The sequence below is a fragment of the Allomuricauda sp. CP2A genome (genome assembly GCF_001683915.1).
GTDB lineage: Bacteria > Bacteroidota > Bacteroidia > Flavobacteriales > Flavobacteriaceae > Flagellimonas.
In genome coordinates, this window is record NZ_LXTT01000169.1 from 14,042 (window position 1) to 39,298 (window position 25,257).

The window sequence follows — 25,257 nt, forward strand, 5'->3', positions numbered from 1 at the left end:
CTTTTCCTAAAAATATCCTTGTTTTTTTCTGTCTTCCATTGCAGTTTCCGAGCGTTTGTCGTCACTGCGGTTTCCTCGTTCCGTTTGTCTCATGGCCGATACCTCTTGCGCTATTTTTTCAAGGGTATCTGCATCTGATTCTATTCCGCCGGTTATGGTGATGTCGCCAAGCGTCCTGAACCGTATTTTTTTGGTCACCACTTCTTCACCTTCGTCAAGTTTCAAGAACTCGGAATTGGGAATCCATGAGTTGCTCCTCCAAACCACTTCCCGTTCGTGGGCAAAATATAGGGATGGAATCTGAATATTCTCTCGATTGATATAGTTCCACACATCCATTTCTGTCCAGTTACTGATCGGGAAAACCCGGAAATGCTCCCCTTCAAAATGTTTTCCATTAAAAAGGTTCCACAATTCGGGGCGCTGGTTCTTGGGATCCCATTGGCCAAAATCATCCCTGTGCGAAAAGAAACGTTCCTTGGCACGGGCCTTTTCCTCGTCTCTTCTACCGCCACCAATGGCACAATCCACTTTATTGGATTCAATGGCATCCAACAATGTTGTTATTTGAAGGGCGTTTCTTGTAGCGTTCTTGCCCTTTTCCTCGGCCACTCTTCCTTTGTCTATGGATTCTTGTACCGATCCAACAATGAGCCGAACACCCAAGTTCTCAATAAGGTCGTCCCTAAACTTTATGGTTTCGGGAAAATTGTGCCCAGTGTCCACATGCATCAAAGCAAAAGGTATTTTACTGGGATAAAATGCTTTTTGGGCCAAGTGGGTCACCACAATGGAATCTTTACCCCCCGAAAACAGGATCACAGGGTTTTGAAATTGAGCCCAAACTTCCCTCAGCACAAAAATGGCCTCGGACTCCAGCTCGTCTAAATAGTTCAAATAATACTTACTCATTACAATTGTAATTTGGGTCGAATCAATTCATATATTTTGTTCACTGCTTCTTCAACAGATTCTTTTTCCGTAAGAACAATATCTGGCCGCAAAGGTACTTCATATGGACTTGAAATCCCGGTCATATCCTTTATTTCACCTTTTCTTGCTTTTTTGTACAGCCCTTTAACGTCTCTGTTCTCACATTCTTCCAAACTGGTGTTGACAAAAACCTCCACATAGTTTTCTTCACCGACGGTCTCTTTGATTTGGTTTCGGTCCTTTTCAAAGGGTGCCACGAATGCGGCCAGGACCACGAGCCCCGCATCCACAAATAAATGGGCCACTTCACCAATTCTTCTGTTGTTCTCTGATCGGTCTTCAGGGGAAAATGTCAAGTCTTTATTGATCCCCTTTCTAACATTGTCCCCATCAAGTGTATAGGTTTTTATGTTTTCTTCAACCAACTTTTGTTCAAGGCCATTGGCAATGGTGGATTTTCCAGAACCGGACAATCCGGTAAAAAAAATCAAGAAAGAGTTATGGCCATTGGCCTTTCTTCTTTCTTTCACTCCAATTTTATAGTCATGCCTTATGATGTTCTCTTCCATTTCTTTGCTCGATTTCTTTTATCCAATCCGTAATTAATTCTATACCACGCTCTTTCGTGGTAGTAATACAAGATCATTTTGGTGATGACTTCGGCAAAACCAATTTTCAATCCGGTAAACGGATTTCCTGATATGATCCAAGATAATACGATGGTGTCCAATGTTCCCAGAACCCTCCACGTAATAGCTTTTAAAATATGCCTGCGTCTACTGTCTCCTATTCCTATTTTTATCCACACCCTTTCATGGAAGTAATACAGGGTCATCTTGGTAATGACCTCAGCAAAACCGATCTTTAATCCCGTAAAAGGGTTTCCGGTAATGGCCCAAGACAAAAGGATGGTATCCAAAGTGCCCACCAACCGCCAGGTTATGGTCTTCGCCAAATGCCTTTTATAGGATACCTCTTTCGCCATCTAGTGAACCAAGAAATAGGGGTTCAACAAATTTTCCTTGTTATAAGATAGCTCGTTGTCTGATCCCCATTGGGTTACTTTTAGGCCTACTGCTTTGCAGATGGCATGGCCTGCCCCTGTGTCCCATTCCATGGTTGGGGCTATTCTTGGGTAAACGTCTGCCTTTCCTTCGGCCACAAGACAGAATTTTAATGAGCTCCCCTTGGAAACAATTTCCACTTGATCGTGTTTCTGTTTCAAATCCTCAATAAATTTTTCCGTTTGCTCGTTCATATGTGATCGACTGCCAACCACTTTAATAAGTTCTTTGTTCTGATTTCCACTTAAACGCAATTGGCTTTCTTCTGAAAAAAGGGTGTTGGTTTCCTCTGTGTTGTTCAAAACATCTTTAAAGGCTACTTTAGCTTGAACATTTGCATAGTATACCTCTTTGGTCACCGGCACATAAATTACCCCTAAAATTGGCGTTCCTGCTATGATCAAGGCAATATTAACGGTGAACTCCCCATTTCTTTTAATGAACTCCTTTGTGCCATCCAAAGGGTCTACCAACCAACATACATTCCAATTTTTTCTTTCAGCATAGTCCAGCATTTTGTTTTCTTCACTGATAATGGGAATGTTGGTCTTTTGAAGATAGGACATAATGACCTTGTTGGATTCCTTGTCGGCCTTGGTCAAGGGTGAATTATCTTCTTTTATCTCGGTTTCAAAATCTGGGGAAGCATATATTTCCATGATGGCCTTTCCGGCATGGATGGATGCTTTAATGGCAATTTCAATGTTCTGATCTAAATTCAAAAGTGTGAGGTTTTATTTTTTTATATTGGTTTGGATAGAAGTTCTTTAAAACTAGGTAATCTGTTATCTTTTTCTGAGAGCAATACATCATTTTCATTTACTCCCCAGTCAATATTTAAGGTCGGGTCATTGTACCTTATACCCCCCTCACTTTGCTTATTATAATGATTATCACATTTGTACAAAACCTTGGCTGACTCGCTCAAGGTTAAAAAACCATGTGCCATTCCCCTAGGAATGAACAACTGTTTCTTGCTTTCATCGCTCAATTCCATTGAAATGTGCTGACCAAAAGTGGGGGAATCTTGCCGCAAATCTACCACAACATCTTGAATTCTTCCCTGTAACACCGAAATCAATTTGGCCTGGGCATGTTCACCTTTCTGGAAATGCAACCCCCTGAGCACCCCTTTTTTTGAATAGGAAATATTGTCTTGGACAAAAGTCACTTCACCACCTATAGCTTTACAAAAATCCTTATGGTTGTAACTTTCAAAAAAATAGCCCCGGTCATCCTTAAACACCTTTGGCTCCAAAACAAAGCATCCTTTTAGTTTGGTTTCTGTTGCCTTGATCATAGCTCTTTGTTCAATATACCCAACAATCTTTTTCCATAGCCACTCTTCATTAAGGGCTGGGCCAAATCTTTAAATTTTTCTTTGCTAATATACCCCATTTCATAGGCGGCCAATTCTATGGAACCAATAATCATCCCTTGCCGCTCTTCCAGCACCTCCACAAATTGTGAGGCTTGCATCAAGGCTTGGAATGTTCCGGTGTCCAACCAGGCCATGCCTCTGTCCAAAATACTGACATTCAGCTTGTCTTTTTTTAAATATGCCTTGTTCACATCCGTGATTTCCAGTTCTCCGCGCGCACTTGGTTTGATGTTTTTTGCAATGGATACAACTTCATTGTCATAAAAATAAATGCCCGGCACCACATAATTGCTTTTGGGCTCCTTTGGCTTTTCCTCAATACTGATGGCTTTCCCCTCATTGTTGAACTCAACCACGCCATATCGGTGCGGGTCGTTAACCCTATAGGCATAAATTATCCCTCCATCAGGGTCACTATTGGTTTGTAGTAGTTTGGACAAGCCTGTTCCGTAGAAAATATTGTCGCCCAGAATAAGGGCCACTTTATCTTTCCCGATGAAATCAGCGCCAATAATAAAGGCCTCGGCCAATCCGTTGGGCGACTCTTGAGCTGCATAGGAAAAAGAGCAGCCAAATTTTTTGCCATCTCCCAATAGTTCTTTAAAAAGCGGAAGGTCTTTAGGGGTGGAAATAATCAATATCTCCTTAATGCCGGCATACATTAAGGTGGACAATGGGTAGTAGATCATTGGTTTGTCGTAAATGGGCATTAACTGCTTGCTCACCGATAGGGTAAGTGGGTGCAGTCTGCTGCCAGTTCCTCCTGCCAAAATGATTCCTTTCATTGCCTTTTATGCTTGGTATTGTTTTTTATAATATTCCAAATAGTCCCCAGAGGTAACATGATCTAACCACTCCTGATTATCAAAATACCAATCTATGGTCTTTTCAAGCCCCCCCTCAAAAGTTACCGATGGCTCCCAACCCAGCTCTTGATTGATTTTGGAAGCATCAATGGCATACCTTAAATCGTGGCCGGGACGATCTTTTACAAAGGTTATCAGTTTTTCCGAGGTTCCTTCTTTCTTGTTGAGCTTTTTATCCATCAATCGACATAACAAGTGGGCCAAATCGATGTTCTTCCATTCGTTAAAGCCGCCAATGTTGTAAGTCTCTCCCTTTTTTCCATGGTGAAACACCAAGTCAATCGCCTGGGCATGATCCTTCACATACAGCCAATCACGGGTGTAATTTCCATCGCCATATACGGGCAACGGCTTATTTTGTATGATATTGTTGATGAACAGGGGAATCAATTTTTCAGGAAATTGATTGGGCCCATAATTGTTGGAGCAATTGGAAATGACATACGGCAATTGATAGGTCTCGCCATACGCCCTCACAAAATGGTCTGAGCTTGCTTTGGAAGCAGAATAGGGGGAGTTGGGGTCGTATGGCGTGGTTTCTGTGAACAAGCCTGCTTCGCCCAAGCTTCCATAAACCTCATCGGTGCTTATATGATAAAACAGGAAGTTCGGATTGTTCTTGGCCAACTCCAATGAAGCGTTCAACAAGTTGACCGTACCCAAAACATTGGTTCGCACAAAAGACAGTGGGTTGGCAATGGAGCGATCCACATGGGATTCTGCCGCCAAATGAATCACGCCATCAAACTTGTTTTTGGAGAAAAGGTCATTGATACATTCGGTGTCAACGATATCCCCTTTTATAAATGTGTAGTTGGTAGCTTGCTCAACGTCTTTAAGGTTTTCCAAATTCCCGGCATAGGTCAAAGCATCAAGATTGAAAATGTGATAGTCTCTGTACTGGTTCACGAAACGCCGTACTACATGAGAGCCTATAAAGCCTGCCCCTCCTGTGATTAAAATATTTTTGGAAATGTTCTTTTCCATGAAGCTTCCATAAAATCTTTGTTGCCACCCTTAAATGCTAAGAAAGAACGCTATTTTTTGGCCGCTTTGCGAAAGTACGATATTTCCTATCCAAAACAAGGTTGGCTTTTCCGCTCAATCCGTTTTCATCCAGTATGTGTTGGGCAAATTCATACCAGGTCATCGGCTTCCCATCTGTAAAATGATGCGTGCCAAACGCAAGGCGGCCTGTCAACACTTCCTTCAAAATAAATTTTGCCAGACTTTCTGTATTTGTGGGGCAGCCTGTTTGGTCATCGGTGATATGCAATTGCTCTCCCGCCAAGGCCTTTTTCAAGATTGTACGATAAAAATTATGTCCATGCTTTTTGCTGTACAGCCAGGATGTGCGGATGATATAGTGGTTGTCCCATATTTGCCGGATATATTCTTCCCCCTTTAGTTTGGATTTCCCATATTGGTTGATTGGATTGGTTTTGTCCTCAACCGTATATGGGGTTTGCTTTTCCCCATCAAAAACATAATCTGTGGAAATATGAACCAATGTGGTTTTATGCGTTTTGCAAACTTCGGCCAAGTTCTTTACCCCTTCTGCATTGACCTTAAAGGCTTCTTCTGGATGTTTTTCCGCACGCTCCACATTGGTATACGCAGCGCAATTGATAGAGAAATCATAGTTTTCTTTCTGGAAAAATTTCTCCAGTTCTTTTGGTTTGGTGATGTCCAGCTCCCTTGAAGGTTTAAAATCAAACGAAAACTCCGGAAAATTGGGTGCCAGTTCTTGGAGTGTACGTCCAAGTTGCCCTGTGGAACCGGTTACCAAAATTCTAACCATCACATTCTTTTTCGTTGTAATCCCAGGGCACTTCTATGATCAACCAAAGCCAACGGAATCCAAAATCCTTTTTCCCTATTCTTGATTATAGGTCTTCAGGTATTTGCTGAGCTGAAGTAAGGCCAATACCCCAAATACCAAAGCCAGTAACAATATGGGAAGCTTAAACTTATAGCTGTTCCATATTCCTTTTTGTTCCACTCCTCTTGTGGGGAAATCACTTATTATATTGACAATTGTGGATTTATTGGCCCGCTCTTTGTTCAATGCGACCAATTTTTCCTTTAATACATCTTTCTCTTGTACCAAGGCCAGTTCCCTGTTTCGCGAATCTCCGCTTTCTGCCATATTTATACTGGTACCTTGCATGGGCTTGTCCGCTTCTTTCACCAACACCGTTCTATAGAGGCTTTGCAACGAATCGATTTCAACGAGCTGTTGTTTGTAAATTTCTTCCTGTAGACTTAGATTTTCATCATTGATCCTCTTCTGCAATTTAAAATAATCATTGACCGATATGGAGTTGATGATAGCTGGCTGCATCTTCTTGGCCACCCTATTATTTGTACTGATGACCGATATTTGGTGGAACCTCGCGTCCAAAGAGTTGAAGTTTTGCAGGTAATTCTCAAAATCTATGGTTTTTACCGTGGTGGTATCCAGTTCCCTGATAAACTCATCGAACAGTTTAATTTTTTGGTTCTCATCCGAGTACGAATCGGCAAAGATTTCTTTAATGCTGGCGGCCTCGTGCTCCGTAATGTTCAATGCCGTTGCCAAGGCAACCGAATCTTGTGCATTTGCCAAATCGTTATAAAATGCAATGTTGTTGTACAGTTGTTGCACACTGTTGAAGTTTGGCTCCACCACCATTTTTGAAATATACTTTTCAGGAAGGGTGGTGTCCAAAATATAGCCGCCGACACCCCCAATAATTACTGCCACGGATAGAATGATGATGTTTTTTTGCACAAAGAGCAAAAACAGCATCAAAATATGGAAGATGCCCTTAAAAATGCTTCCAATAAAATTGAAGAATTTTTGGAATCCCCTTCCGATCATTTGGAATAATTGCCCCAAGTCTATTTCATCTGAAGAGTTCTGATGTACTGGTTGGTCTGCCATATATTTATGTATTGAATATCTGTTTTAAAATTCGGTCCGTGATCAAATAGGTGGGCTTTACCCCGGTTGTCCCCAATCCTCCAGAGGCCAATGTGCTCCCTGTTTCCAAGGGGTTGTCCGAAGCGTAATATGCATACCTCACTTTCACATCTTTTTTGATGCTCTTCCGTATCTTGGACGCGGACTGTATTGCTTTTTGGTAATGCACTCCCTCCATTTCCAATCCTATGACATTCCAAGTGGATTCGTAAAAAAACTTTAAAATGTCCTTGTTTTGCAATGAGGTGCCCAAAACCGTTACCATGGTGCCTTCCAAAACCTTTAGGCCATGGCCTTCAAAATCTGCGGCACATAATTCATTATGAAACGGGTAATTATCCGCTGTGCCTTCAAAAATATGGGCCGATGGAATCATCAAATCTCCTTTGCCTCCTTCCAAAATACCCGCTTTGCCCATTATTGATACGGAATCTACATTCAAAAATTGTTTTTGGTCACCCTCTTCCAACGGCTTCAACAGTTCATCGATCGTTTCATAGGCCTGTTCCCCAAAAGCATAGTCCATGACAAATATAACGGGTTTTTCATCGTCTTGGATTCCTTCAGGCAAATCATAACAACAAGCATCCTTTCCAAGTTTGGCGGTATCAAAAATCTGTACGTCAATATTGGCCCCTGATGCATCATCCAAGAAGATCATCCCATTCTTTTCGGCTTTTGTTTTTACCTTTTTATGGAGGTTGTTGCCAATAGTGGCACTCAACGTCTCAAAGATTTCCAAGGAATCTGCATTGGGAAATTCATTTGCCAACGCTTTTCGGGCAAATAGGGAATTCATGACACTGTGCATGTTGGCACTGATGATATGAATGGGCCTGTGCAACAAGTTGTGCGCTTCAAGGGTCTTTTTGATCATATCGGCCCACCGCTCTCCGTGGATGTGATGCCCCAACCGTTCGCGCAACAGCGGACTAAAGGTAATGGTGCGTTTATTGCCGGTGGTTTCCTCTTCAATGGCCAGTTTGCCCAACCAATAAATCACGTTCAAGAAACGGTCTGGGTCTTTCGGCTTTTTGAGTTTTTTATAAATTTCAACGACTTCATCAAATGTCCTTCCCAAAATATTGGCTGCATGGATCAGGGCAATTTCCCTTTCACTTTCCTTTTTTTCCTCTAGCTGAACAAACCGCTCCAACTTATCCCAATCATGGATTGTGGCATTGCCATCCTCCACCAAAACCCGTTTGCAAATCTTACCTGATTCAATGAACAAAAAAGTCAAGTGGGTCAAAATATCATAGATGTCGCTTCTGCCCCGTGTAATTTCAATGTTCATCTGTACATCATCAATCCGGTAACAATTGCGTCTACGCTTTGGGGGAATAATCGGTTTTAAATGCGATTTGGAAAAACCTTCGTCCGATGTTAGGTTGATAAACCGACATTCCTCTATGCCTTCTGGCAATCGTTCCAGCACATAGATCAATCCGTTCAATTCTGATTTATCCTCCGCTATTGTACCATAAATCTCGGGCCGTAACAACAAAAGTGCATTTCGCAGGGCATTGCCAGAAACCCCAGATGGTTTATAGAACCCACGGTTGAGCAAATGGCGCATGGTAATGTACAAGCGCTCTATTGCATTGGTGGACTCCTGTGCCCTAGTGGTTTGTTTAACTTCGGTTGCCATCATATAGTGAGTCAAAAATACATGAATTCCTACGAAAGTTGAATCGTTCTTTGCAATCTAAATTTTGAAAGCTTGAAGTCCTTCGGCCACTTTGCGGTCATTGGACAGCCGTTGCACCTTGTTTTGTCCGCCCAATTTGCCTATTGTCTTCATATAATCCTGAAAGCCACCGGGTTTTATCGATACAATTTTTAGGGGTTGAAGAATATTCCCTACAATAAGGTCATAATAATAGCTGTTCTGCTTCTGCATGCTCTCGTCAATAATCTGGGAAAATTTGGAAGGATCCGAGGGCTGCTTTTCAAACTCAATGAACCATTCATGGTAAGGCAGTTCCCCATCACCAGGGTTGGTTTGTGGTGCCACGGTAAACTCATTCACTAGAGCATCTGTTTGTTCAACAGCCAGTTTTAGGGCCTCTTCCACTTCCTTGGCAATTACGTGCTCCCCAAAGGCAGAGATAAAGTGTTTTATCCGACCGGAAACTATAATTTTATAGGGTTCTTTGGAAACAAACCGAACGGTATCCCCTAGGTTGTAGCCCCAGAGTCCCGCATTGGTGGAAATAACCATGGCATAATCCACATCCAATTCCACATCGATTAGGGTAAGGCGTTTTGCGTTTTCGGAAAAGAACTCATCCGCCTTTATGAACTCATAGAAAATTCCCGAATCCAAAAGCAATAACATCCCCTTTTCCTTTTGTGAATCTTGATAGGCAAAAAATCCTTCGCTGGCCGGGAAGAGTTCAATGCTGTCCACTTTCCTCCCAATCAAATTTTCAAACTTGGCCCGGTAGGGTTCATAGTTGACCCCTCCGTAGATAAACAACTGGAATTCCTTGAAAAGTTCCCCGACCTTTTTCCCGGATTTCGCATTGAGTTTCTCAAAATACATCTGCACCCAAGAGGGGATTCCCGCAATGACCGTCATGTTCTCATTTTCGGTCTCTTCCACAATTTTGTCCACTTTGGTCTCCCAATCCTCAATGCAATTGGTTTCCCAACTGGGCAATCGATTTTTTTGGAGATAATTGGGCACGTAATGGGCCGATATTCCGGAAAGTCGGCCCAACTTGATGCCGTTTTTCTCTTCCAGAATGGGGCTGCCCTGTAGAAAAATCATTTTTCCGTCAACAAAATCAGCATTGCCCGTTTCATGGATATAGTTTAAAATGGCATTTCGGGATGCCTCCACTTGATGTTTTATGGAAGCCTTTGTAATCGGGATGTACTTTGCGCCAGATGTGGTCCCCGATGTTTTTGCAAAATAAATGGGCTTTCCGGGCCAAAGCACATCTTGTTGACCATCAAAAATCTTTTGCACGTAACCTTTCAACTCTTCATAATCGCGTACAGGGACCTTTTGGGTAAAATCAGTATGGGAGGTAATGTTTCCAAAATCATGGTCCTTGCCAAATTGGGTCTGTTCGGCTGAAGAAATCAACTCCTTGAAGACCTTTTCTTGTGCACGGATTGGGTTTTTAACCCATTTCTGATTTTTTTTGGCTATTCTCTTGGCAAAAATCTTTGCTGCAAACGATTTTAACGACATTTAGTTGAAGTCAATATAATTCTGGGGGTCCACGGGCTTGCCCTTTCTCCAAAGTTCAAAATGCAGGTGCGGCCCCGTTGTAAGTTCTCCTGTATTTCCGATAGAGGCTATCACCTCTCCCGCTTTTACCAAGTCGCCTTGGCTTTTGCTCAAAGAACCATTGTGCTTGTACACAGAGGTGAGCCCTTCTTGATGCTCAACAATGATGACATAGCCTGTTTCCGAAGTCCATTCCGCAAAAAGCACGGTTCCATCCGCAATTGATTTTACCGGAGTGTCCTTGGGAGCCACCAAATCCACGGCAAAATGCTTGGTCTTGGAATCAAAGCCTTGTGATAAGGTTCCATTGATGGGCGAAAAGAGCAGGGTGCCCAAGTTCTCAATATTCCGCTCAAAAAGATTGTACTTGTCCTCCAGTTCCACTTCCTCGCGCAAAAGCAAATCTTCCCTGATCGGGGTTAAATCCACCGTTGAAGGATCCAATTTGTACTGATCAAAAAGCGAATCCCGATTTACTTGATTGTTTTCAATGTCTCCGCGAAGTACAAGTCTAACATTGTCCAAATACCTGTTGGTATAATTTAAGACCGTGACCAACGAATCCGTTTTGTATGTAAGTTCAGTGGCCTGCCGTTTCAGCTTGGTTGATGAATACCCTGGAATATATTCCCGTAATGGTGTAAATGCAATGATCAAGGTTGTTACCCCGATCAGGACAATGATAAAAAGGGTTCCCGTGACAAAAACATTGAGCCTGTTGAGCTTAAAGGAAATCTTCTCCTCAAACGTACTTTCATTTAGAATGACCAAGCGATACTTGTGTAACAGCTTGCGCTTTATCTCTTTTCTCTTTTTTCGGTCCTTCGCCATAATGAACAAAGATACTCTTAGATTTTAATATTGATGTTAAGCTTTTTAAAATACATAATAGCTTGTTTAATGTAAAAAGCCCTGCTATTTGCTAAATTTCGTTAATCCCGTCGTCACTTACAGTTCTTTTTAGTACTTTTACCTTTCATTAAAAGGATTTGACATTATGATTGCTCAAAATATGTTTCTAGGCATGATCGGACCATGGCAAATTGTACTCATTGTAGTTATTGTACTTTTACTCTTTGGAGGTAAAAAGATTCCTGAACTGATGAGAGGTCTTGGCAGTGGTATCAAAGAGTTTAAGGATGCCTCTAAAGAAGAAGAAAAATTGGAAGGCGGCAAGGAGTCGAACTCCTAAATTCTTGTGCTTTTTAGTCGTATCAGCACCTTTTGAAAGCCTTGTGCTTAAAGGGCTTTTCGATAAAGAACCACATTTTTTCTACATACACGCCAGAAATCTACTCTTTCACAACAAAAAATTATCAACCTGCTCACCTTAATTTATTTTAGCGGTTGAAACTGACGTTAAGCTCACTTTGCTTAGCCTCCATTTAATCCATAGTTGATTATTTGTGCAGAAGGAGTGGCAATGAAAAGACTGATCTTGCTTTTTTTTATGCTGATAGCCCTTGGGATCCAATCCCAAGAGGTTACCCTTTTGCAGTTTAATGCTGAAAACGGCTCTGCAATTACCCAAAGCAATACAAATACGGTTGCCCAGACCGATTTTGTAAAACACCTTGACGGCCTTAGCGACAGAAAACTTACCCAATTTGTTCGGAAAAAAGGAATGGCTGATAAGCTCATCAAAAAAGCCGATGAGTATTTTGACCAAATGTGGTATGCCGAAGCAGCACGTATTTATGACATTGTCCTTGAAAAAAGTGACGAAAAACATACGTTCGGGCTTTTGGCCAAAGCCGGGGATTCGCATTATTATAGCGGAAATCTGGAAAAATCCTATAAATGGTACCACGAACTGTACGAAACCTACTCCGATCAAATCACCGAAGACCGATTTTTTAAGTATACCCACGCCCTAAAAGGTACGGGCAGGTACCGCCGGGCTGCCAAACTCACCAAGTTGTTCCGCCAGAAAAGGGACGAGCCCCTCAATGAATTGGAAAACGTTGCTCCACCCACTTGGAAAAGCATCGCTTTAGTGGAAATAAAGAACTTGGCCATTAACTCCAAGTATTCGGATTTTGCACCCATGTTCCACAAAGATTCCGAAGTCGTCTTTGCTTCGGCCCAGGATTCATCATTCTTGACCACAAGGCGCTATCGGTGGACCAACCAGCCTTTTTTAGATCTATACGTCGCCAAAGCCAAGGAGGACAATGGGGATTTATACGGCACCAAAAAATTCTCCAAAAAAATCAACACAAAATACCATGAGGCCTCCGTTGCCTTTTCCCCAGATCAACAGACCATATACTTTACCCGAAACAATTATGGCAAAAGATTAAAGCGGGGAAAAAATGGGATCAACCACCTAAAAATTTACCAATCCAACCTAATTGATGGCGAATGGACCAACGCAGTGGAAGTTCCCTTTAATAGTGAAAATTATTCCACAGGGCATCCTTCCATAAGTCCAGACGGCACAAAAATGTACTTTGTCTCTGATAAACCGGGAGGTTACGGTGAAACCGACATCTACGTAGTAGATATATTGGAAAACGGAGAGTTCTCCGAACCCAAAAACCTAGGAAGGGGCATCAACACTAGCGGCAAGGAAATGTTTCCGTATATCACGGAAAACACGCTTTATTTCTCCTCCAATAGGGCCATGGGCTTTGGTGGTCTGGATGTGTACAAAGCTGAATATTCCAACGATGTCTTTGGCGTGGCCTATAACCTTGGCGAGCCCATCAATAGCAATAGGGACGATTTCTCCTATATAGTGGACAGCTCAGGCGAAAAGGGATACTTTGCTTCCAACAGAAAAGGGGGCAAGGGAGACGATGACATTTACTCCTTTATCTCCATCGTGAACCACAATGCCATTTCCGGTATCGTTAAAGACGCAACATCTGGGGAGCCTCTGGAGGGTGCCAAGGTGATTCTCTACAACAGGGACAACCTGCTTTTAGCCGAAGCCACTACCGATGCTGATGGAAATTATCATTTTGAGGGACTTGAATCCACGTCGGAATACCTTCTTAAAACCTCAAAAAAGGGATATTTTGAAGCCGATGCCAACATAAAGACCAAGGATAACATTAGCATTGCGGCTGACCAATCCTTACAACCCATCAAGGAAATCATTGACGAAGAGAAAAAGGTGGTGAATCTGGAGCCCGATGCCATTTTCTTTGATTTTGACCGATTTGCCATTAAACCCAAAGCGGCCAAAGAGTTGGATAAGTTGGTGGCCGTATTGAATGAGTATGAGGATATGGTCATTAAGATTGAATCCCATACCGATGCTATTGGAAGCAAGGCCTACAACAAATACCTTTCGGATGAGCGGGCCAAATCCACTAGGGATTATATCATTTCGCAGGGCATTGACCCATCGAGGATCGCCAGTGCCATTGGATATGGGGAAGAACGCCTGCTCAACGATTGTGCGGACGGTCACCGGTGCCCTCCGGATAAACACCAACAAAATCGACGATCGGAATTTATCATCGTATCCCAATAAAAATATGAGCCCCTTTTGGGGCTTTTTTTGTGTCCTTTCCCTTCCTTGCCACAGTACATCGATATTTGCGCTCGTTGAACGGTAACCACCAATGTGCACTATATCGATGAAAAGTATGCCCTTGTGGAAATCTGGGTTCTGTAAAAAGCTTTTATCCCCGTTTTAGTGCCTTTTATCTTAATGTTTTTCCCTCCATTGCCCAAAGCCCAATCTTTGTCTTGTCTTTGAATCTTAAAAACTGACTTATGAAAAAATTATTACTCGTTAAAGAAATCTATATTGAGGGATTCCGCAACTTGGGACACTACCTCATTGAAAAATACTTTAAAATATTTGCCTGGTTCAGCTTTGTCATGTTTTTCATTGTGCTTTATGCCTTTGTGTACAGAATAGCTACTGGCTTCGCATTTGACTAACGACCTCAAATAAGAATTTAAAGAACAAAAAAGCCCGGATATCCGGGCTTTTTTGATGTAGTATTTTTGTTTTAATTTATTGTATTTGTTTTGAGGGATTAAAGTCAACCGTTCTTAAAATGGCTTCCAGCTCAAACATGTAGTCTCTTTTTTCAGCCGATGGCGCAAAGGTGAATCCCTCCAAGACCATCTTTCTGTTATGCTCCTCATCGTTGATGATGTAGGTTAAAAATGGACCCGCCATGGGATAGCCTTGTATATCCCAGATTCCTCGTACCTCAACGGCTTTTTTTCCTCCAATTTCAGTGGGAAACACATAAGGCGCAAATGCCATTTCGGTTTTCATGTACGTGTTTTCGTAGGGGCCCGGAACATATTTCTTCCCGATGGAATCGCGCATTTTTACAATATCTTCCACAAAAGTGGAATCGTTGGAAAAGCTGTTCTCCGGCATCTCATAGGCAATGATGTTCATGGTCCCTTTTGGAATCTGAATATCCATCCACACAAATTTATTGTCCCGTTTGCCCACTTTGTACAGTGACGGAACCTTCATGCTTATGCCAAACTCCTCCTGAAAAGCCTTGTCCTTGCTCAATGAACGCTCAAACCGTTTTTGGGCTTCAGAAATTTCCATTTGTTTAAACGCCTCAATGGCCTTGGGTGCCAAGGAATCCAAGTTACGGTTCAGCACATCATGGGTTTGTCCAGTAACCACCGCAACCTTCTGCGGTTTGGAATATGCATCTGTTTTTATATGCGCTAAAGAGGAAGAATCTTGCTCAACATACAAAACAGAACGGGAATAGGTTGTTGTTCCTTTGAACACTTTTGGAGGAACCTGTACAAGGGTGAAAATGGCTTCAGGTTGAGGGAGTCCCAAGACCTGTGCGGCAAAATGTTCCCTAATATTATCGCCCACATCACTTTGCCATAGTTCCGTGTCCATCACAACCATTAAGGAGTTAACGCCCCCTGTTGATGGTGGAAGAAATCTTTCTTTGGGCCCTGAATCTTTACAAGACCATAGCACCACCACCAAAATGATGCTACATAGTGTTCCAATTTTTTTCATATCGAGTTAAATTTACGAAGAACAATCGCACAATTTAAGTTTTGTGCCCGGTTTTAGGTTATTGCTACTAAGACCGTTCCATTCTCGTAAATTTTCAATGGAAACTCCGGGATATTTTTTGGAAATCGTCCAAAGAGAGTCCCCGGGCTGTACTGTATGTATTTTGGAATTGCTGGCCACCGTTCCAGAAGCCGATTTTGAGGTGCTCGTTTTAGCGACAGTTTTTTCAGGAATGTAAGGTTTTCTAGGGAAGATGGTCAACCGCTGTCCAATACGCAGGTTGTTGCTTCGCAATCCGTTCCATCGTATAATTTGGCTTACCCCCACACCATAGCGCTCCGCAATCTTGCCCAGATAATCCCCACTTTTTACTTTGTAGCGTATTTGGCTTTCGGCTGCAATCATCTGGGGCAATGGCTTTTCCAGAGAATCCAATTCCTTTTTCACATAGGCATAGATCTGCTCTTCATTGGCCACGAATTTTCCAATTTTTGCCTTTGGCAAACGAAGGGCATAGTCTTTTCCCTTCACTTTTGGAATGACGTTCAGTTTGTATGCCGGGTTCAGCATCTCCAATTCTTCCGTGCTGATGTCCACCAACTTGGATATTTGATCAAAGGTGATGAGGTTTTTTACATGGACTGTATCCGTTTCAAAATAGGGTCTGTCCGCCTTTTTGTACTCAAGCCCGTGTTCTTCGGCATATTCAAAAATGTACATCGTCGCCAAAAATGCGGGAAGATAGCCTGCTGTTTCACGTGGAAGAAATGGACGTATGTTCCAATAGTTCTCATACCCACCAGATCTGCGAATGGCTTTATTTACATTTCCTGGGCCTGAGTTGTACGCGGCCAGGGCCAAATCCCAATCGTCAAAAATTTCATAGAGCTTGGAGAGGTACTTACTGGCTGCTTTTGTCGCCAAAATGGGATCATGCCGTTCGTCCACATAGCTGCTTACATCCAATCCGTACATTTTTCCGGTGCTGTACATAAACTGCCAAAGCCCCTTGGCTCCGACCCTTGATCGCGCCCTTGGGTTCAATGCCGACTCAATAATAGCCAAATATTTTATTTCAAGTGGAATGTCGTGGTTGTCCAATTCTTGTTCAAACAATGGGAAATAGAATTGGCTTGCCGTCATCATCCGTTGCATCAAATCCCTTCTTCGGGTCAAGAAGGATTTAATGACACTTTCCAAGGAAGGATTATAGGTGATATTGAACGGGGTCTTCTCATCCATTCGGGCCAACCTAGCTTTCAATGTGTCCGTTGGCAGGTCCACAACAACTATGGAATCGTTCTCGGATCCATTCTGAATTTCCAATAGCATATCACTGAACAATTGCGCGCTGCTGTGAAGTTCTTTCAACCAAAGGCTATCGTACCGATGGGCCTCTTCCAAATCCTGTAACTGAAACTCCCCTTTTTTATCGACTTCCAACACAAAGGGACTTCCATCAATATTGACCTTGGTAATCGTGATTTCCTCTGCTTCATCCGATTGTAACAAGGTGGAATCTTGGACTGCCAACTGAATGGAATCAATCTCTTGGGCAGTTCCCGTGGAAACTGCAAAAAGAAGCGCTGCGCAGACCGCTGTGTTCAATTTTTGGGTCATGTGGACAAGGTTTGGTTTTTGGGGCAAACTAAAATGGTGCTTTTTTCTGAAATATTAAAATTTCAAGTCAAAAACATCCTTAATTTTAGTGCCTCTCCCAATAATCCATAACGTGGAACTTAGTCCAATATTGCAGCAATGCCCGGTAGGGTTCTGCCTTCAAGGCTTTCCAGCATGGCCCCGCCTCCCGTGGAAACGTAGCTGACCTTATCCTCAAAGCCAAATTGTTTCACCGCAGCTACGGAATCACCCCCGCCCACAAGTGAAAATGCGCCTTTTTGGGTGGCTTCATCAATATAGTTTCCAACAGCGATGGTTCCCTTGGCAAAGCTTTCCATTTCAAAAACACCCACGGGTCCGTTCCAAAGAATGGTCTTGGATGCCAAGATTACTTGTTTGAAAATTTCCAGCGTTTTTGGCCCTGCATCCAAACCTTGCCACCCATCAGGGATTTGATCAACATCCACAAACTGGGTGTTGGCTTTATTGTCAAAGGCGTCAGCGGCCAACACATCAACTGGAAGGTATACGTTTACATTTTTGGCTTCGGCTTGTTTTAGAATATCGAGGGCCAATTCCATTTTATCGTCTTCACAAATGGAGTCGCCTACCTTACCCCCTTTGGCCTTTACAAAAGTGTAGGTCATTCCGCCGCCGATAATGAGATTGTCCACCTTGTCCAGAATGTTTTCTATAATGGTGATTTTGGAGGAAACCTTCGCTCCGCCCAAAATGGCGGTCACAGGTTTTTCCCCAGTCTGCATTACTTTTTCAATGGCCTCAATTTCGTTTGCCAGCAGGTATCCGAAACACTTATTGTCAGGGAAAAATTTAGCCACAATGGTGGTTGAGGCATGGGCGCGGTGGGCCGTACCAAAGGCATCGTTTATATAGATATCGCCATGTTTGGACAAGGCTTCGGAAAAGGCCTCATCACCGGCTTCCTCTTCAGCATGAAACCGAAGGTTTTCCAACAAAAGTACCTCCCCTTCTTCAAGCGCAGAAACAGCGTCGTCGGCCACTTTACCCACACAGTCTTCAGCAAATTTTACTTCAACCCCAATGATTTCGGAAACTTTTTCCACGATATGCGAAAGCGACATGTCTGGGTTTACTTTTCCCTTTGGCCTTCCCAAGTGGCTCATTAAAACAGCCGAGCCGCCATCTTCCAAAACTTTTAGAATGGTAGGCTTTGCAGCTTCAATCCTACTGGTATCGGTTACATTGAAATCGCCGTCCAACGGCACGTTGAAATCAACACGGATCAATGCTTTTTTTCCTTCAAAGTTGTAATCGTCTATCGTCTTCATGTAGTGTGTCTTTATGAGAAGCCCAAAAGTAAAGATTTCCTGTCTTTTGCCTAGGGTGCTTTTGCTATATTTTGTTTTTTATCAAGGCTATTCTAGTCATGCTGAACTCCTGTTCAGAGGCAGGCAAGGTGTTTCAGCCCACTTATTATTTTTTTGGATGAGACCCTGAGACAAACTCCGGGTGACGATTAATTTCATGGTCTACATTCAAAATTCCATCAAAAGTAGGCGTAGCTAAAAAATGTATCTTTGGCTTATGCTGTTCAAAAATGTTTTAGGGCTAGAGCATATCAAAAACCATTTGGTGACCACTGCCAATTCTGGAAGAGTGGCACATGCCCAATTGTTTGTGGGTGCCGAAGGTTCTGGAATCCTGCCCATGGCCTTGGCCTATGCGCAATACTTGTTGTGTGGCAACACTGGTGGTGAAAATGAGGGTGAAAACACCGTCTGCAATGCCAAATGCAACTCGTTGACGCACCCTGATCTGCATTTTGCGTTTCCGGTTTCCAATTCGGATAAGGTAAAATCGCATGCGGTGAGCGATCATTATCTGGAAGAGTGGCGACACTTTGTAAAGGAACAGCCCTACGGCAATCTTTTTGATTGGTACCGGCACATCGGCATTGAAAAAAAACAAGGACAAATTGGGGTGGACGAAGCTCAGGACGTGGTAAAAAAATTGTCGTTGAAATCGTATGAGGGGGGTTATAAGGTGCTCATCCTTTGGATGGCCGAAAAAATGAACCTTTCCGCGGCCAACAAACTCCTAAAACTGATTGAGGAACCGCCACAAAAAACGGTTTTGCTCCTGCTTGCGGAAGAAGAGGAGCAAATTATCAATACCATCCGTTCCCGATGCCAAGTGTTGCATTTTCCTCCGTTGACCGAGCAGGTCATTACGGATGAACTGATCCGCAGAGGTGTAAGTCCAAGTGAGGCACATACCATGGCCCAAGAGGCCAATGGCAATTTTAATAAGGCCTTGGATCTGATGAACAAGGATTCTGAGGATTTAGTGTTTGAGCGTTGGTTTGTGCAGTGGGTTCGCAGTGCGTTCAAGGCGAAGGGAAACAAAGGTGCTATCCAAGAATTGATTCTTTGGAGCGATGAAGTGGCCAAAACCGGCCGTGAAGTACAAAAGCAGTTTCTGAACTACTGTATCACCTTGATGCGCCAAGCGCTTTTGCTCAATTACAAAGCCGATGAATTGGTCTATACCAAAGTTCATGTGGAGGGTTTTGACCTGAACAAGTTTGCGCCCTTTGTGCACGAAAACAATATTTTGGATATAGTGGAAGAACTTGAAAAAGCCATTTTTCACGTGGAACGTAATGGCAATTCCAAGATCATCTTTACGGATCTATCAATAAAACTTACGCGGTTGTTGCATACTAAGGCCGCCTAAAAATAGCAAGCATGGAAAATTTACTTCAGAATGCCACCGAAATCCTTTTGCTCCTTTTTTTGACCATTACTTTTTTACAGAGCGGCATAGACAAGGTGCTGGATTGGAAAGGCAATTTAGGCTGGCTCAATGGCCATTTTTCCAAAACTATTTTTAAGGGAAATGTTCCTTTGCTGCTGGGAATTGTACTGGTCATGGAAATATTGTCCGGGGTGCTTTCTGCAGTTGGGATTGTGCAATTTCTGGTTGAAGGAAAAAGTTCCATTGGTTTTTACGGGGCTCTTTTCGGCGCACTTACCCTTTTGATGCTCCTTTTGGGGCAACGGGTGGCCAAAGATTATGTTGGTGCGCAAACCATAGTAGTGTATTTTATCCCAACAGTATTTTTGTTGTATTTGATGCAGTGATTGCTAAACTTTATTTTAAAAACGGCTCGTTATGACCACTACAGGGTTTGTTTATATTTGGGAATACCTCGTTAAAGAAGAGTGTCTTGAGGAATTCAAAAAGGCTTATGGGCCAACAGGTGATTGGGTTCAATTATTCAAAAAAGGGATTGGTTATAATTTTACGGAGCTTCATGAAGATGTATCAAATCCACAGCGGTTTATAACGGTTGACTTTTGGAATTCAAAAACGGACAGGGACAATTTCCGGAATCAATTTTCCAAGGAGTTCATCGCTCTGGATAAACGTTGTGAGAATTTTACAGCACAGGAAAAGTTGATAGGTGATTTTTATTGTCATACCAATCGATTTTAAATGTATTAACCTTAAAATCAAATTTGGAAGAAATCAAACACTATTTCGAGCAACATTTCGGGATTACTTCTCCTGATTGGGATGTCTTTTCGTCCAAATTGAGTCAACATTGCTTTCCAAAGAAATCCGTTCTTCTCTCCCAAGGGGAAACGGAAAACCATCTTTCCTTTATATCAAAAGGGATTGTACGCCAATATGTTCCCCTGGAGGATGGCGAAATTACCTTTGGCTTTGCATTTAGGGGTTCCTTTATTAGTGCCTACGATTCGTTTATATCACGAACACCTTCCAATTATGTGGTGGAAACCATTACCGAAACTGTATTATGGCAATTGACCTATGATGATCTTCAGGAAGTCTACAAAACTTCACAAATAGGTGACCGTATTGGGAGGAAAGCCAGTGAGGAGCTCTTTTTGAAAAAATCCAAACGAGAGCTCTCCCTGCTTTTGGATACAGCGGAAGAGCGATATCTAAAATTGTTCACGGAACGTCCCGAGTTGATACGAGAAATTCCATTGAAATATGTCGCTTCCTACATCGGTGTCACGCCTCAGGCACTGAGTCGTATCAGAAAACGGATTTCTTAACCCAGGTTCATTGTTTACGGCGGTTCAATTGAAGAACTTTGTCTTAAAACAAAATAATGAAGCCCTTATTTGTCTTAGTTGTTGTTTTTATAATTAGCGCTCTAATATTGAAATTAGTGGCTGGTCAGGTTGATTATAGTTTTGCCGCTCGGATTGCCATGGCTTGTATGCTGGTCTTTACTGCTATTGGGCATTTTACTTTTACAGAAGGAATGAGCGCTATGTTGCCTGATTTTCTTCCGAAGAAGAAAGAACTTGTATTAATTACAGGTCTAGTGGAAATTGCGTTGGGAGTTGGCTTGGTTTTTCCTCAATATAAATTTGCCTCAGCTTGGATATTGATTGTGTTTTTTATTCTTGTGCTGCCTGCAAACATTAAAGCAGCTATGGAACACATCAATTATCAAACCGGAGAACTAGATGGCCCAGGGATATCTTACCTTTGGTTTAGGGTTCCCTTGCAATTGTTTTTTCTGCTATGGGTGTATTTCTCCGCGATATTTGGGAAATAAAAATAGATTCGATTTTACTTCTCGTACTTGTCGTTCAAAATCTTTAGAATGACATCCGTGAGGTCTTTGGCTTCGTCCCCGTAAAGCACCGCTCCACCATCACCTCCGCCCAAAATATAGGTGTAGCCATTGGACTTGCCATATGCTTGGATTTCTTTCTTCACTTTTTTTACCAAGGAGTCCATCTCCGTCTGGCTGGTTTGTTGCAATTGTTGCTCCTCTTGTTGCAGCTGTTGCCCAATAAATTGTCCGCGTTGTTGCAGTTGTCCGTATTCTTCCTGGGCATTCTGTTGTGACATTCTTTCTGCCTTGGTCTGGAAGGCCTGCAACTCCATTTGAAAGGCTTGTGATATACTGTCCCTCTTTTTGGTCATGGCATCAGCCTTGGTCTTGAACCGGGCCTCTACATCAATTTTCTCCTGATAGCCGTCCAGCAACTTTACACTGTCCACATATCCAATCTTATTCTGCTGACATGCCATTGCGATCAGGGCAACAGCGAGTACCATAATTTTTTTCATGTTTGTCTTTTTATTGATGCGCAAAAATAGGAAAGCTTTTGGAATGCAAGCATTATCTTTTTGAGAAACGCAAAAAACACAAAATCAGTAGTATAGTTAAAATTTATGGGTTTGTGGATTTAGAATTGATGACATCTATTTTTGTGGCCTTCAGAAATGGCGTTCCCTGCGTGTTTCTTTTTGGGAAAGGGTCTTTCTCCATACCCCAGCCTTTTCATTAAACAGCAATGCTGAAACGGCTTATTTTTTCCTTTTAAGGATATAGATGAGGGAAGAATGCTCTTTGGTGAAGCACGCTTTTACATTGGACCATAATCCCACAAAAAAAGCGCTGATCAAATAGAGTTTGTTCCCTTTGTATTTTTCGGAAAGCATGGAAACATAAAACGCATCAAACCACATGGGGCGGATTGAAATAACTTCCATTCCCTGTCTATCAAAAAGTTTGGTTATGGCTGTTTTGGAAAAATGCCACAGGTGCCTGGGCACATCATACCCTGCCCAATACGTTCCGTAATGTTTTGCATCAAAGGATTTGAAATTGGGAACGGCAATGATCAAGGTGCCGTTATCTTTCAATAAAGAACTTATTGTGCTAATCTGTTCATCCAGATTGGGAAGGTGTTCCAAAACGTGCCAAAGTGTAATCACTTGAAATTGTCGTCCCTTCAAATTGCTCAATGCTGGCTCCAAGTGCACTCCTTTTTGGGCAGCGAGCTGTCTTGCCTTGCTATTGGGCTCAACTCCTGCCACAGTAAATCCTGCCTTTTGGGCCGTTGCCAAAAAATCCCCGGTTCCAGCACCGATATCAAGTAGAGAATCAGGTTTATCTACTTGGTTTTCAATTATTTGTGTTTTATTTGAGAGGTTTTTTTGTTTTACGGCCTGATATAATTTGTCCGTAAATGTTTTTTGGGCGTCGGTATGTGAAATGTAGTTCTCGCTTTCATAATAAGGAGCAAGATTTTCGGGTTGGGGTTGGGTAACCAACATATCCAAGTCGGTATCTTGATGAAGTTCGAAAGATTCCCCTGAAACGGAAAAGTCCTTAGTTTTTAAAAACAGTTTCATTGTAATTATGCGTGGCCAGATATTCGTTTTTCAAGTTCCGAAGATAGGGTAAAACTATGTCCTTTGAAACAACCCTTCTCATTGTCCCTATTTCGGTTTGGAATAAGTAGAAAAAATTCAAAAAAGAAAACCTTTATTCTTGTTCCACGTGGAACAAAACATAATTTATCTGCCCAAATAGACCAAAAGAACACTTATATCGGCCGGAGAAACTCCGCTTATTCTTGACGCTTGTGAAATGGTAACAGGCCTAATAGACTCCAATTTTTCACGCGCTTCGAAGGAAAGTGATTTTAATTTGGAGTAATCAAAATTATCTGGGATCCTAACATTCTCCAATCGTTGCAATTTGTCAGCATTGTTCTTTTCCTTTTCAATATAACCAGAATACTTTACCTCAATTTCTGCCTGTTCCATTACTTCAGAATTTAGGTCATGCTGCTCCACATACTCCGAAACTGAACTCAATTTCAGCATGTGGTCCATGGTGACCTTTGGTCGGGAGAAGACCTTAAAAAGTTTATCGGATTGGCGAACTGTTGCCGAATCCAAAGACTCCAAAATGGGATTAATCTCTTCTGGGCTAAAGCTGGTTTTTTTGAAGAACTTGATAAACCTTTGGGCCTTTTCCTGTTTCCTTTCCATTTTGCGCATACGTTCTTCCTTGGCCAAACCTATGGCATAGCCTTTTGGCGTAAGTCTAAAATCGGCATTGTCTTGGCGGAGCAATGTTCTATATTCCGCCCGAGAGGTAAACATTCGGTAGGGCTCTTCTGTGCCTTTTGTAATCAAATCATCAATCAAAACCCCTATATAGGCCTCATCCCTTCTGAGCACAAAAGGTTCCTCTTCATTGATTTTTAGATGTGCATTGATGCCTGCCATCAATCCTTGTGAAGCTGCTTCTTCATACCCAGTTGTTCCATTAATTTGTCCAGCAAAGTAGAGGTTGTTCACCAATTTGGTTTCGAGTGTGTGCTTTAACTGGGTGGGTGGAAAATAATCATACTCAATGGCATATCCAGGTCTAAAAAACTTAACTTTTTCAAATCCTTTGACAGATTTCAGGGCTCGATATTGCACATCTTCAGGCAAGGAGGTGGAGAAACCATTTACATAAACTTCAACGGTTTTCCATCCCTCTGGCTCTACAAAAATTTGATGGGAATCCTTATCCGCAAACCTGTTTATTTTATCCTCAATGGATGGACAATATCGTGGTCCAATACTTTGTATTCTTCCGTTGAACATGGGCGAACGATCAAACCCTTCACGCAACAAATCGTGGACCAAAGCACTGGTGTGCGTCATGTGGCAATCACGCTGTGTTGTCAAAACCTGTGTGTCCAAATAAGAAAATTTTTCTGGCTTTTCATCTCCTGGTTGTGGAATCATTACTGAGTAATCCAACGATCTGCCATCTACTCTTGGTGGTGTTCCGGTCTTCATTCTACCGCTATCAAAACCAAAATCAACCAACTGCTCGGTGATTCCCGTGGCGGCTTTTTCCCCTGCTCTTCCACCTCCAAATTGCTTTTCACCAATATGGATAAGTCCATTTAAAAAGGTGCCATTGGTCAGCACTACGGCCTTGGATTTAATATCAATTCCAAGCGATGTCCTAACACCAACAACTTTGTCGCCTTCAACCAATAATCCGGAAACCATCTCTTGGTAGAAATCCGCATTGGGGGTATTCTCCAACGCCAAGCGCCATTCTTCTGCAAATCGCATACGGTCATTCTGGGCGCGAGGACTCCACATCGCAGGGCCTTTGGATTTGTTCAACATCTTAAATTGAATGGCAGATTTGTCGGTAATGATACCACTATATCCGCCAAGGGCATCTATCTCCCGTACAATCTGTCCCTTTGCAATTCCACCCATTGCGGGATTGCAGGACATTTGTCCAATGGTCTGAAGGTTCATTGTGACCAACAATGTTTTGGAGCCCATGTTGGCCGCTGCGGCAGTTGCCTCAGCTCCGGCATGACCTCCTCCAACTACAATAACATCATATTTCTTTTCAAACATC

At 42.5% G+C, this 25,257-nt stretch carries 26 protein-coding genes; 8 read left to right on the forward strand and 18 right to left on the reverse strand.

Going from position 1 to position 25,257, the window contains the following annotated elements; translation table 11 throughout:
- Nucleotides 1-6: 6 nt before the first annotated feature.
- The 12 genes from cysD to A7D14_RS19225 all read right to left on the reverse strand — a co-directional run bounded on the left by cysD (nucleotide 7) and on the right by A7D14_RS19225 (nucleotide 11,284).
- Complete coding sequence (gene cysD / locus A7D14_RS19170; RefSeq protein ID WP_067038063.1) at nucleotides 7-912, reverse strand: sulfate adenylyltransferase subunit CysD; 906 nt, start codon at nucleotides 910-912, stop codon at nucleotides 7-9.
- Nucleotides 912-1,502 (reverse strand): adenylyl-sulfate kinase, encoded by a 591-nt coding sequence (cysC, locus tag A7D14_RS19175; RefSeq protein WP_067038065.1) that lies wholly within the window; start codon nucleotides 1,500-1,502, stop codon nucleotides 912-914. The genes cysD and cysC overlap by 1 nt, the downstream gene beginning before the upstream one ends.
- A complete protein-coding gene (locus A7D14_RS19180) occupies nucleotides 1,484-1,918 on the reverse strand; it encodes a DUF2061 domain-containing protein (RefSeq protein WP_067038067.1) in 435 nt (144 codons plus the stop codon). The genes cysC and A7D14_RS19180 overlap by 19 nt, the downstream gene beginning before the upstream one ends.
- Nucleotides 1,919-2,719, reverse strand: a complete 801-nt coding sequence (gene cysQ, locus A7D14_RS19185; RefSeq protein WP_083158171.1) for a 3'(2'),5'-bisphosphate nucleotidase CysQ — start codon at nucleotides 2,717-2,719, stop codon at nucleotides 1,919-1,921.
- A 20-nt stretch (nucleotides 2,720-2,739) separates the two neighbouring features.
- Entirely contained in the window at nucleotides 2,740-3,294 is a 555-nt protein-coding gene (gene rfbC / locus A7D14_RS19190) for a dTDP-4-dehydrorhamnose 3,5-epimerase (RefSeq protein ID WP_409552706.1), read from the reverse strand.
- Entirely contained in the window at nucleotides 3,294-4,163 is an 870-nt protein-coding gene (gene rfbA / locus A7D14_RS19195) for a glucose-1-phosphate thymidylyltransferase RfbA (protein WP_067038071.1), read from the reverse strand. The genes rfbC and rfbA overlap by 1 nt, the downstream gene beginning before the upstream one ends.
- Before the next feature lie 6 nt (nucleotides 4,164-4,169).
- Nucleotides 4,170-5,231 (reverse strand): dTDP-glucose 4,6-dehydratase, encoded by a 1,062-nt coding sequence (rfbB, locus tag A7D14_RS19200; RefSeq protein WP_067038074.1) that lies wholly within the window; start codon nucleotides 5,229-5,231, stop codon nucleotides 4,170-4,172.
- A 37-nt stretch (nucleotides 5,232-5,268) separates the two neighbouring features.
- On the reverse strand, nucleotides 5,269-6,045 hold the full coding sequence (rfbD, locus tag A7D14_RS19205) for a dTDP-4-dehydrorhamnose reductase (protein WP_067038076.1): 777 nt from the start codon (nucleotides 6,043-6,045) through the stop codon (nucleotides 5,269-5,271).
- 75 nt (nucleotides 6,046-6,120) lie between these two features.
- The gene (locus A7D14_RS19210) at nucleotides 6,121-7,170 is read right to left on the reverse strand and encodes a hypothetical protein (protein ID WP_067038078.1); all 1,050 of its coding nucleotides are present in this window, start codon (nucleotides 7,168-7,170) and stop codon (nucleotides 6,121-6,123) included.
- Nucleotides 7,171-7,174: 4 nt separating this feature from the next.
- Nucleotides 7,175-8,863 (reverse strand): DUF6909 family protein, encoded by a 1,689-nt coding sequence (locus A7D14_RS19215; RefSeq protein ID WP_067038080.1) that lies wholly within the window; start codon nucleotides 8,861-8,863, stop codon nucleotides 7,175-7,177.
- Nucleotides 8,864-8,917: 54 nt separating this feature from the next.
- Nucleotides 8,918-10,414 (reverse strand): GH3 auxin-responsive promoter family protein, encoded by a 1,497-nt coding sequence (locus A7D14_RS19220; RefSeq protein ID WP_067038081.1) that lies wholly within the window; start codon nucleotides 10,412-10,414, stop codon nucleotides 8,918-8,920.
- Nucleotides 10,415-11,284, reverse strand: coding sequence for a M23 family metallopeptidase (locus A7D14_RS19225; RefSeq protein ID WP_067038083.1), 870 nt, complete (start codon nucleotides 11,282-11,284; stop codon nucleotides 10,415-10,417).
- A 166-nt stretch (nucleotides 11,285-11,450) separates the two neighbouring features.
- On the opposite strand from A7D14_RS19225, the gene tatA reads away from it, so the two are divergent.
- The 3 genes from tatA (at nucleotide 11,451) to A7D14_RS20170 (ending at nucleotide 14,353) form a co-directional block, all read left to right on the forward strand.
- Nucleotides 11,451-11,645: a twin-arginine translocase TatA/TatE family subunit gene (tatA, locus tag A7D14_RS19230; protein ID WP_067038085.1), complete on the forward strand. Its 195-nt coding sequence runs from the start codon at nucleotides 11,451-11,453 to the stop codon at nucleotides 11,643-11,645.
- 231 nt (nucleotides 11,646-11,876) lie between these two features.
- Nucleotides 11,877-13,937, forward strand: a complete 2,061-nt coding sequence (locus A7D14_RS19235; protein WP_067038086.1) for an OmpA family protein — start codon at nucleotides 11,877-11,879, stop codon at nucleotides 13,935-13,937.
- Between the two features lie 245 nt (nucleotides 13,938-14,182).
- Nucleotides 14,183-14,353: a DUF6747 family protein gene (locus A7D14_RS20170; RefSeq protein ID WP_176712455.1), complete on the forward strand. Its 171-nt coding sequence runs from the start codon at nucleotides 14,183-14,185 to the stop codon at nucleotides 14,351-14,353.
- A 76-nt stretch (nucleotides 14,354-14,429) separates the two neighbouring features.
- On the opposite strand, the gene A7D14_RS19245 is transcribed toward A7D14_RS20170, so the two are convergent.
- From A7D14_RS19245 to A7D14_RS19255, 3 genes are all read right to left on the reverse strand, one after another.
- Complete coding sequence (locus A7D14_RS19245; RefSeq protein ID WP_067038090.1) at nucleotides 14,430-15,428, reverse strand: DUF4837 family protein; 999 nt, start codon at nucleotides 15,426-15,428, stop codon at nucleotides 14,430-14,432.
- 12 nt (nucleotides 15,429-15,440) lie between these two features.
- Nucleotides 15,441-17,048, reverse strand: coding sequence for a LysM peptidoglycan-binding domain-containing protein (locus tag A7D14_RS19250; RefSeq protein WP_067038092.1), 1,608 nt, complete (start codon nucleotides 17,046-17,048; stop codon nucleotides 15,441-15,443).
- 119 nt (nucleotides 17,049-17,167) lie between these two features.
- Nucleotides 17,168-18,358, reverse strand: coding sequence for a phosphoglycerate kinase (locus A7D14_RS19255; protein ID WP_067038094.1), 1,191 nt, complete (start codon nucleotides 18,356-18,358; stop codon nucleotides 17,168-17,170).
- A 256-nt stretch (nucleotides 18,359-18,614) separates the two neighbouring features.
- Here A7D14_RS19255 and A7D14_RS19260 point away from each other — a divergent pair, with 256 nt between their 5' ends.
- Genes A7D14_RS19260 through A7D14_RS19280 form a run of 5 tightly spaced genes read left to right on the forward strand, consistent with a single transcriptional unit; the run spans nucleotide 18,615 to nucleotide 21,630 of the window.
- Nucleotides 18,615-19,766 (forward strand): ATP-binding protein, encoded by a 1,152-nt coding sequence (locus A7D14_RS19260; protein ID WP_067038096.1) that lies wholly within the window; start codon nucleotides 18,615-18,617, stop codon nucleotides 19,764-19,766.
- Nucleotides 19,767-19,777: 11 nt separating this feature from the next.
- Entirely contained in the window at nucleotides 19,778-20,173 is a 396-nt protein-coding gene (locus A7D14_RS19265; protein WP_067038098.1) for a DoxX family protein, read from the forward strand.
- A gap of 31 nt (nucleotides 20,174-20,204) precedes the next feature.
- Complete coding sequence (locus tag A7D14_RS19270) at nucleotides 20,205-20,528, forward strand: hypothetical protein (RefSeq protein ID WP_067038100.1); 324 nt, start codon at nucleotides 20,205-20,207, stop codon at nucleotides 20,526-20,528.
- 23 nt (nucleotides 20,529-20,551) lie between these two features.
- Complete coding sequence (locus tag A7D14_RS19275; RefSeq protein WP_067038102.1) at nucleotides 20,552-21,118, forward strand: Crp/Fnr family transcriptional regulator; 567 nt, start codon at nucleotides 20,552-20,554, stop codon at nucleotides 21,116-21,118.
- 56 nt (nucleotides 21,119-21,174) lie between these two features.
- A complete protein-coding gene (locus A7D14_RS19280; protein WP_067038104.1) occupies nucleotides 21,175-21,630 on the forward strand; it encodes a hypothetical protein in 456 nt (151 codons plus the stop codon).
- A gap of 14 nt (nucleotides 21,631-21,644) precedes the next feature.
- On the opposite strand, the gene A7D14_RS19285 is transcribed toward A7D14_RS19280, so the two are convergent.
- The 3 genes from A7D14_RS19285 to mnmG all read right to left on the reverse strand — a co-directional run bounded on the left by A7D14_RS19285 (nucleotide 21,645) and on the right by mnmG (nucleotide 25,256).
- Nucleotides 21,645-22,151 carry an OmpH family outer membrane protein gene (locus A7D14_RS19285; protein ID WP_067038105.1) on the reverse strand — a complete coding sequence of 169 codons (507 nt, stop codon included), beginning with the start codon at nucleotides 22,149-22,151 and terminating at the stop codon, nucleotides 21,645-21,647.
- A 240-nt stretch (nucleotides 22,152-22,391) separates the two neighbouring features.
- Nucleotides 22,392-23,222, reverse strand: a complete 831-nt coding sequence (locus tag A7D14_RS19295) for a class I SAM-dependent methyltransferase (RefSeq protein ID WP_067038109.1) — start codon at nucleotides 23,220-23,222, stop codon at nucleotides 22,392-22,394.
- Nucleotides 23,223-23,387: 165 nt separating this feature from the next.
- Nucleotides 23,388-25,256 (reverse strand): tRNA uridine-5-carboxymethylaminomethyl(34) synthesis enzyme MnmG, encoded by a 1,869-nt coding sequence (gene mnmG / locus A7D14_RS19300; protein WP_067038111.1) that lies wholly within the window; start codon nucleotides 25,254-25,256, stop codon nucleotides 23,388-23,390.
- Between the last annotated feature and the right edge of the window lies 1 nt (nucleotide 25,257).

Bases quoted from the DNA above. Each gene is read 5' to 3' on its own strand.
- cysD (WP_067038063.1), bottom strand. From the start codon at position 912: ATGAGTAAGTATTATTTGAACTATTTAGACGAGCTGGAGTCCGAGGCC.
- cysC (WP_067038065.1), bottom strand. From the start codon at position 1,502: ATGGAAGAGAACATCATAAGGCATGACTATAAAATTGGAGTGAAAGAA.
- A7D14_RS19180 (WP_067038067.1), bottom strand. From the start codon at position 1,918: ATGGCGAAAGAGGTATCCTATAAAAGGCATTTGGCGAAGACCATAACC.
- rfbA (WP_067038071.1), bottom strand. From the start codon at position 4,163: ATGAAAGGAATCATTTTGGCAGGAGGAACTGGCAGCAGACTGCACCCA.
- rfbB (WP_067038074.1), bottom strand. From the start codon at position 5,231: ATGGAAAAGAACATTTCCAAAAATATTTTAATCACAGGAGGGGCAGGC.
- rfbD (WP_067038076.1), bottom strand. From the start codon at position 6,045: ATGGTTAGAATTTTGGTAACCGGTTCCACAGGGCAACTTGGACGTACA.
- A7D14_RS19210 (WP_067038078.1), bottom strand. From the start codon at position 7,170: ATGGCAGACCAACCAGTACATCAGAACTCTTCAGATGAAATAGACTTG.
- A7D14_RS19215 (WP_067038080.1), bottom strand. From the start codon at position 8,863: ATGATGGCAACCGAAGTTAAACAAACCACTAGGGCACAGGAGTCCACC.
- A7D14_RS19220 (WP_067038081.1), bottom strand. From the start codon at position 10,414: ATGTCGTTAAAATCGTTTGCAGCAAAGATTTTTGCCAAGAGAATAGCC.
- A7D14_RS19225 (WP_067038083.1), bottom strand. From the start codon at position 11,284: ATGGCGAAGGACCGAAAAAAGAGAAAAGAGATAAAGCGCAAGCTGTTA.
- tatA (WP_067038085.1), top strand. From the start codon at position 11,451: ATGATTGCTCAAAATATGTTTCTAGGCATGATCGGACCATGGCAAATT.
- A7D14_RS19235 (WP_067038086.1), top strand. From the start codon at position 11,877: ATGAAAAGACTGATCTTGCTTTTTTTTATGCTGATAGCCCTTGGGATC.
- A7D14_RS20170 (WP_176712455.1), top strand. From the start codon at position 14,183: ATGAAAAAATTATTACTCGTTAAAGAAATCTATATTGAGGGATTCCGC.
- A7D14_RS19245 (WP_067038090.1), bottom strand. From the start codon at position 15,428: ATGAAAAAAATTGGAACACTATGTAGCATCATTTTGGTGGTGGTGCTA.
- A7D14_RS19250 (WP_067038092.1), bottom strand. From the start codon at position 17,048: ATGACCCAAAAATTGAACACAGCGGTCTGCGCAGCGCTTCTTTTTGCA.
- A7D14_RS19255 (WP_067038094.1), bottom strand. From the start codon at position 18,358: ATGAAGACGATAGACGATTACAACTTTGAAGGAAAAAAAGCATTGATC.
- A7D14_RS19260 (WP_067038096.1), top strand. From the start codon at position 18,615: ATGCTGTTCAAAAATGTTTTAGGGCTAGAGCATATCAAAAACCATTTG.
- A7D14_RS19265 (WP_067038098.1), top strand. From the start codon at position 19,778: ATGGAAAATTTACTTCAGAATGCCACCGAAATCCTTTTGCTCCTTTTT.
- A7D14_RS19270 (WP_067038100.1), top strand. From the start codon at position 20,205: ATGACCACTACAGGGTTTGTTTATATTTGGGAATACCTCGTTAAAGAA.
- A7D14_RS19280 (WP_067038104.1), top strand. From the start codon at position 21,175: ATGAAGCCCTTATTTGTCTTAGTTGTTGTTTTTATAATTAGCGCTCTA.
- A7D14_RS19285 (WP_067038105.1), bottom strand. From the start codon at position 22,151: ATGAAAAAAATTATGGTACTCGCTGTTGCCCTGATCGCAATGGCATGT.
- A7D14_RS19295 (WP_067038109.1), bottom strand. From the start codon at position 23,222: ATGAAACTGTTTTTAAAAACTAAGGACTTTTCCGTTTCAGGGGAATCT.
- mnmG (WP_067038111.1), bottom strand. From the start codon at position 25,256: ATGTTTGAAAAGAAATATGATGTTATTGTAGTTGGAGGAGGTCATGCC.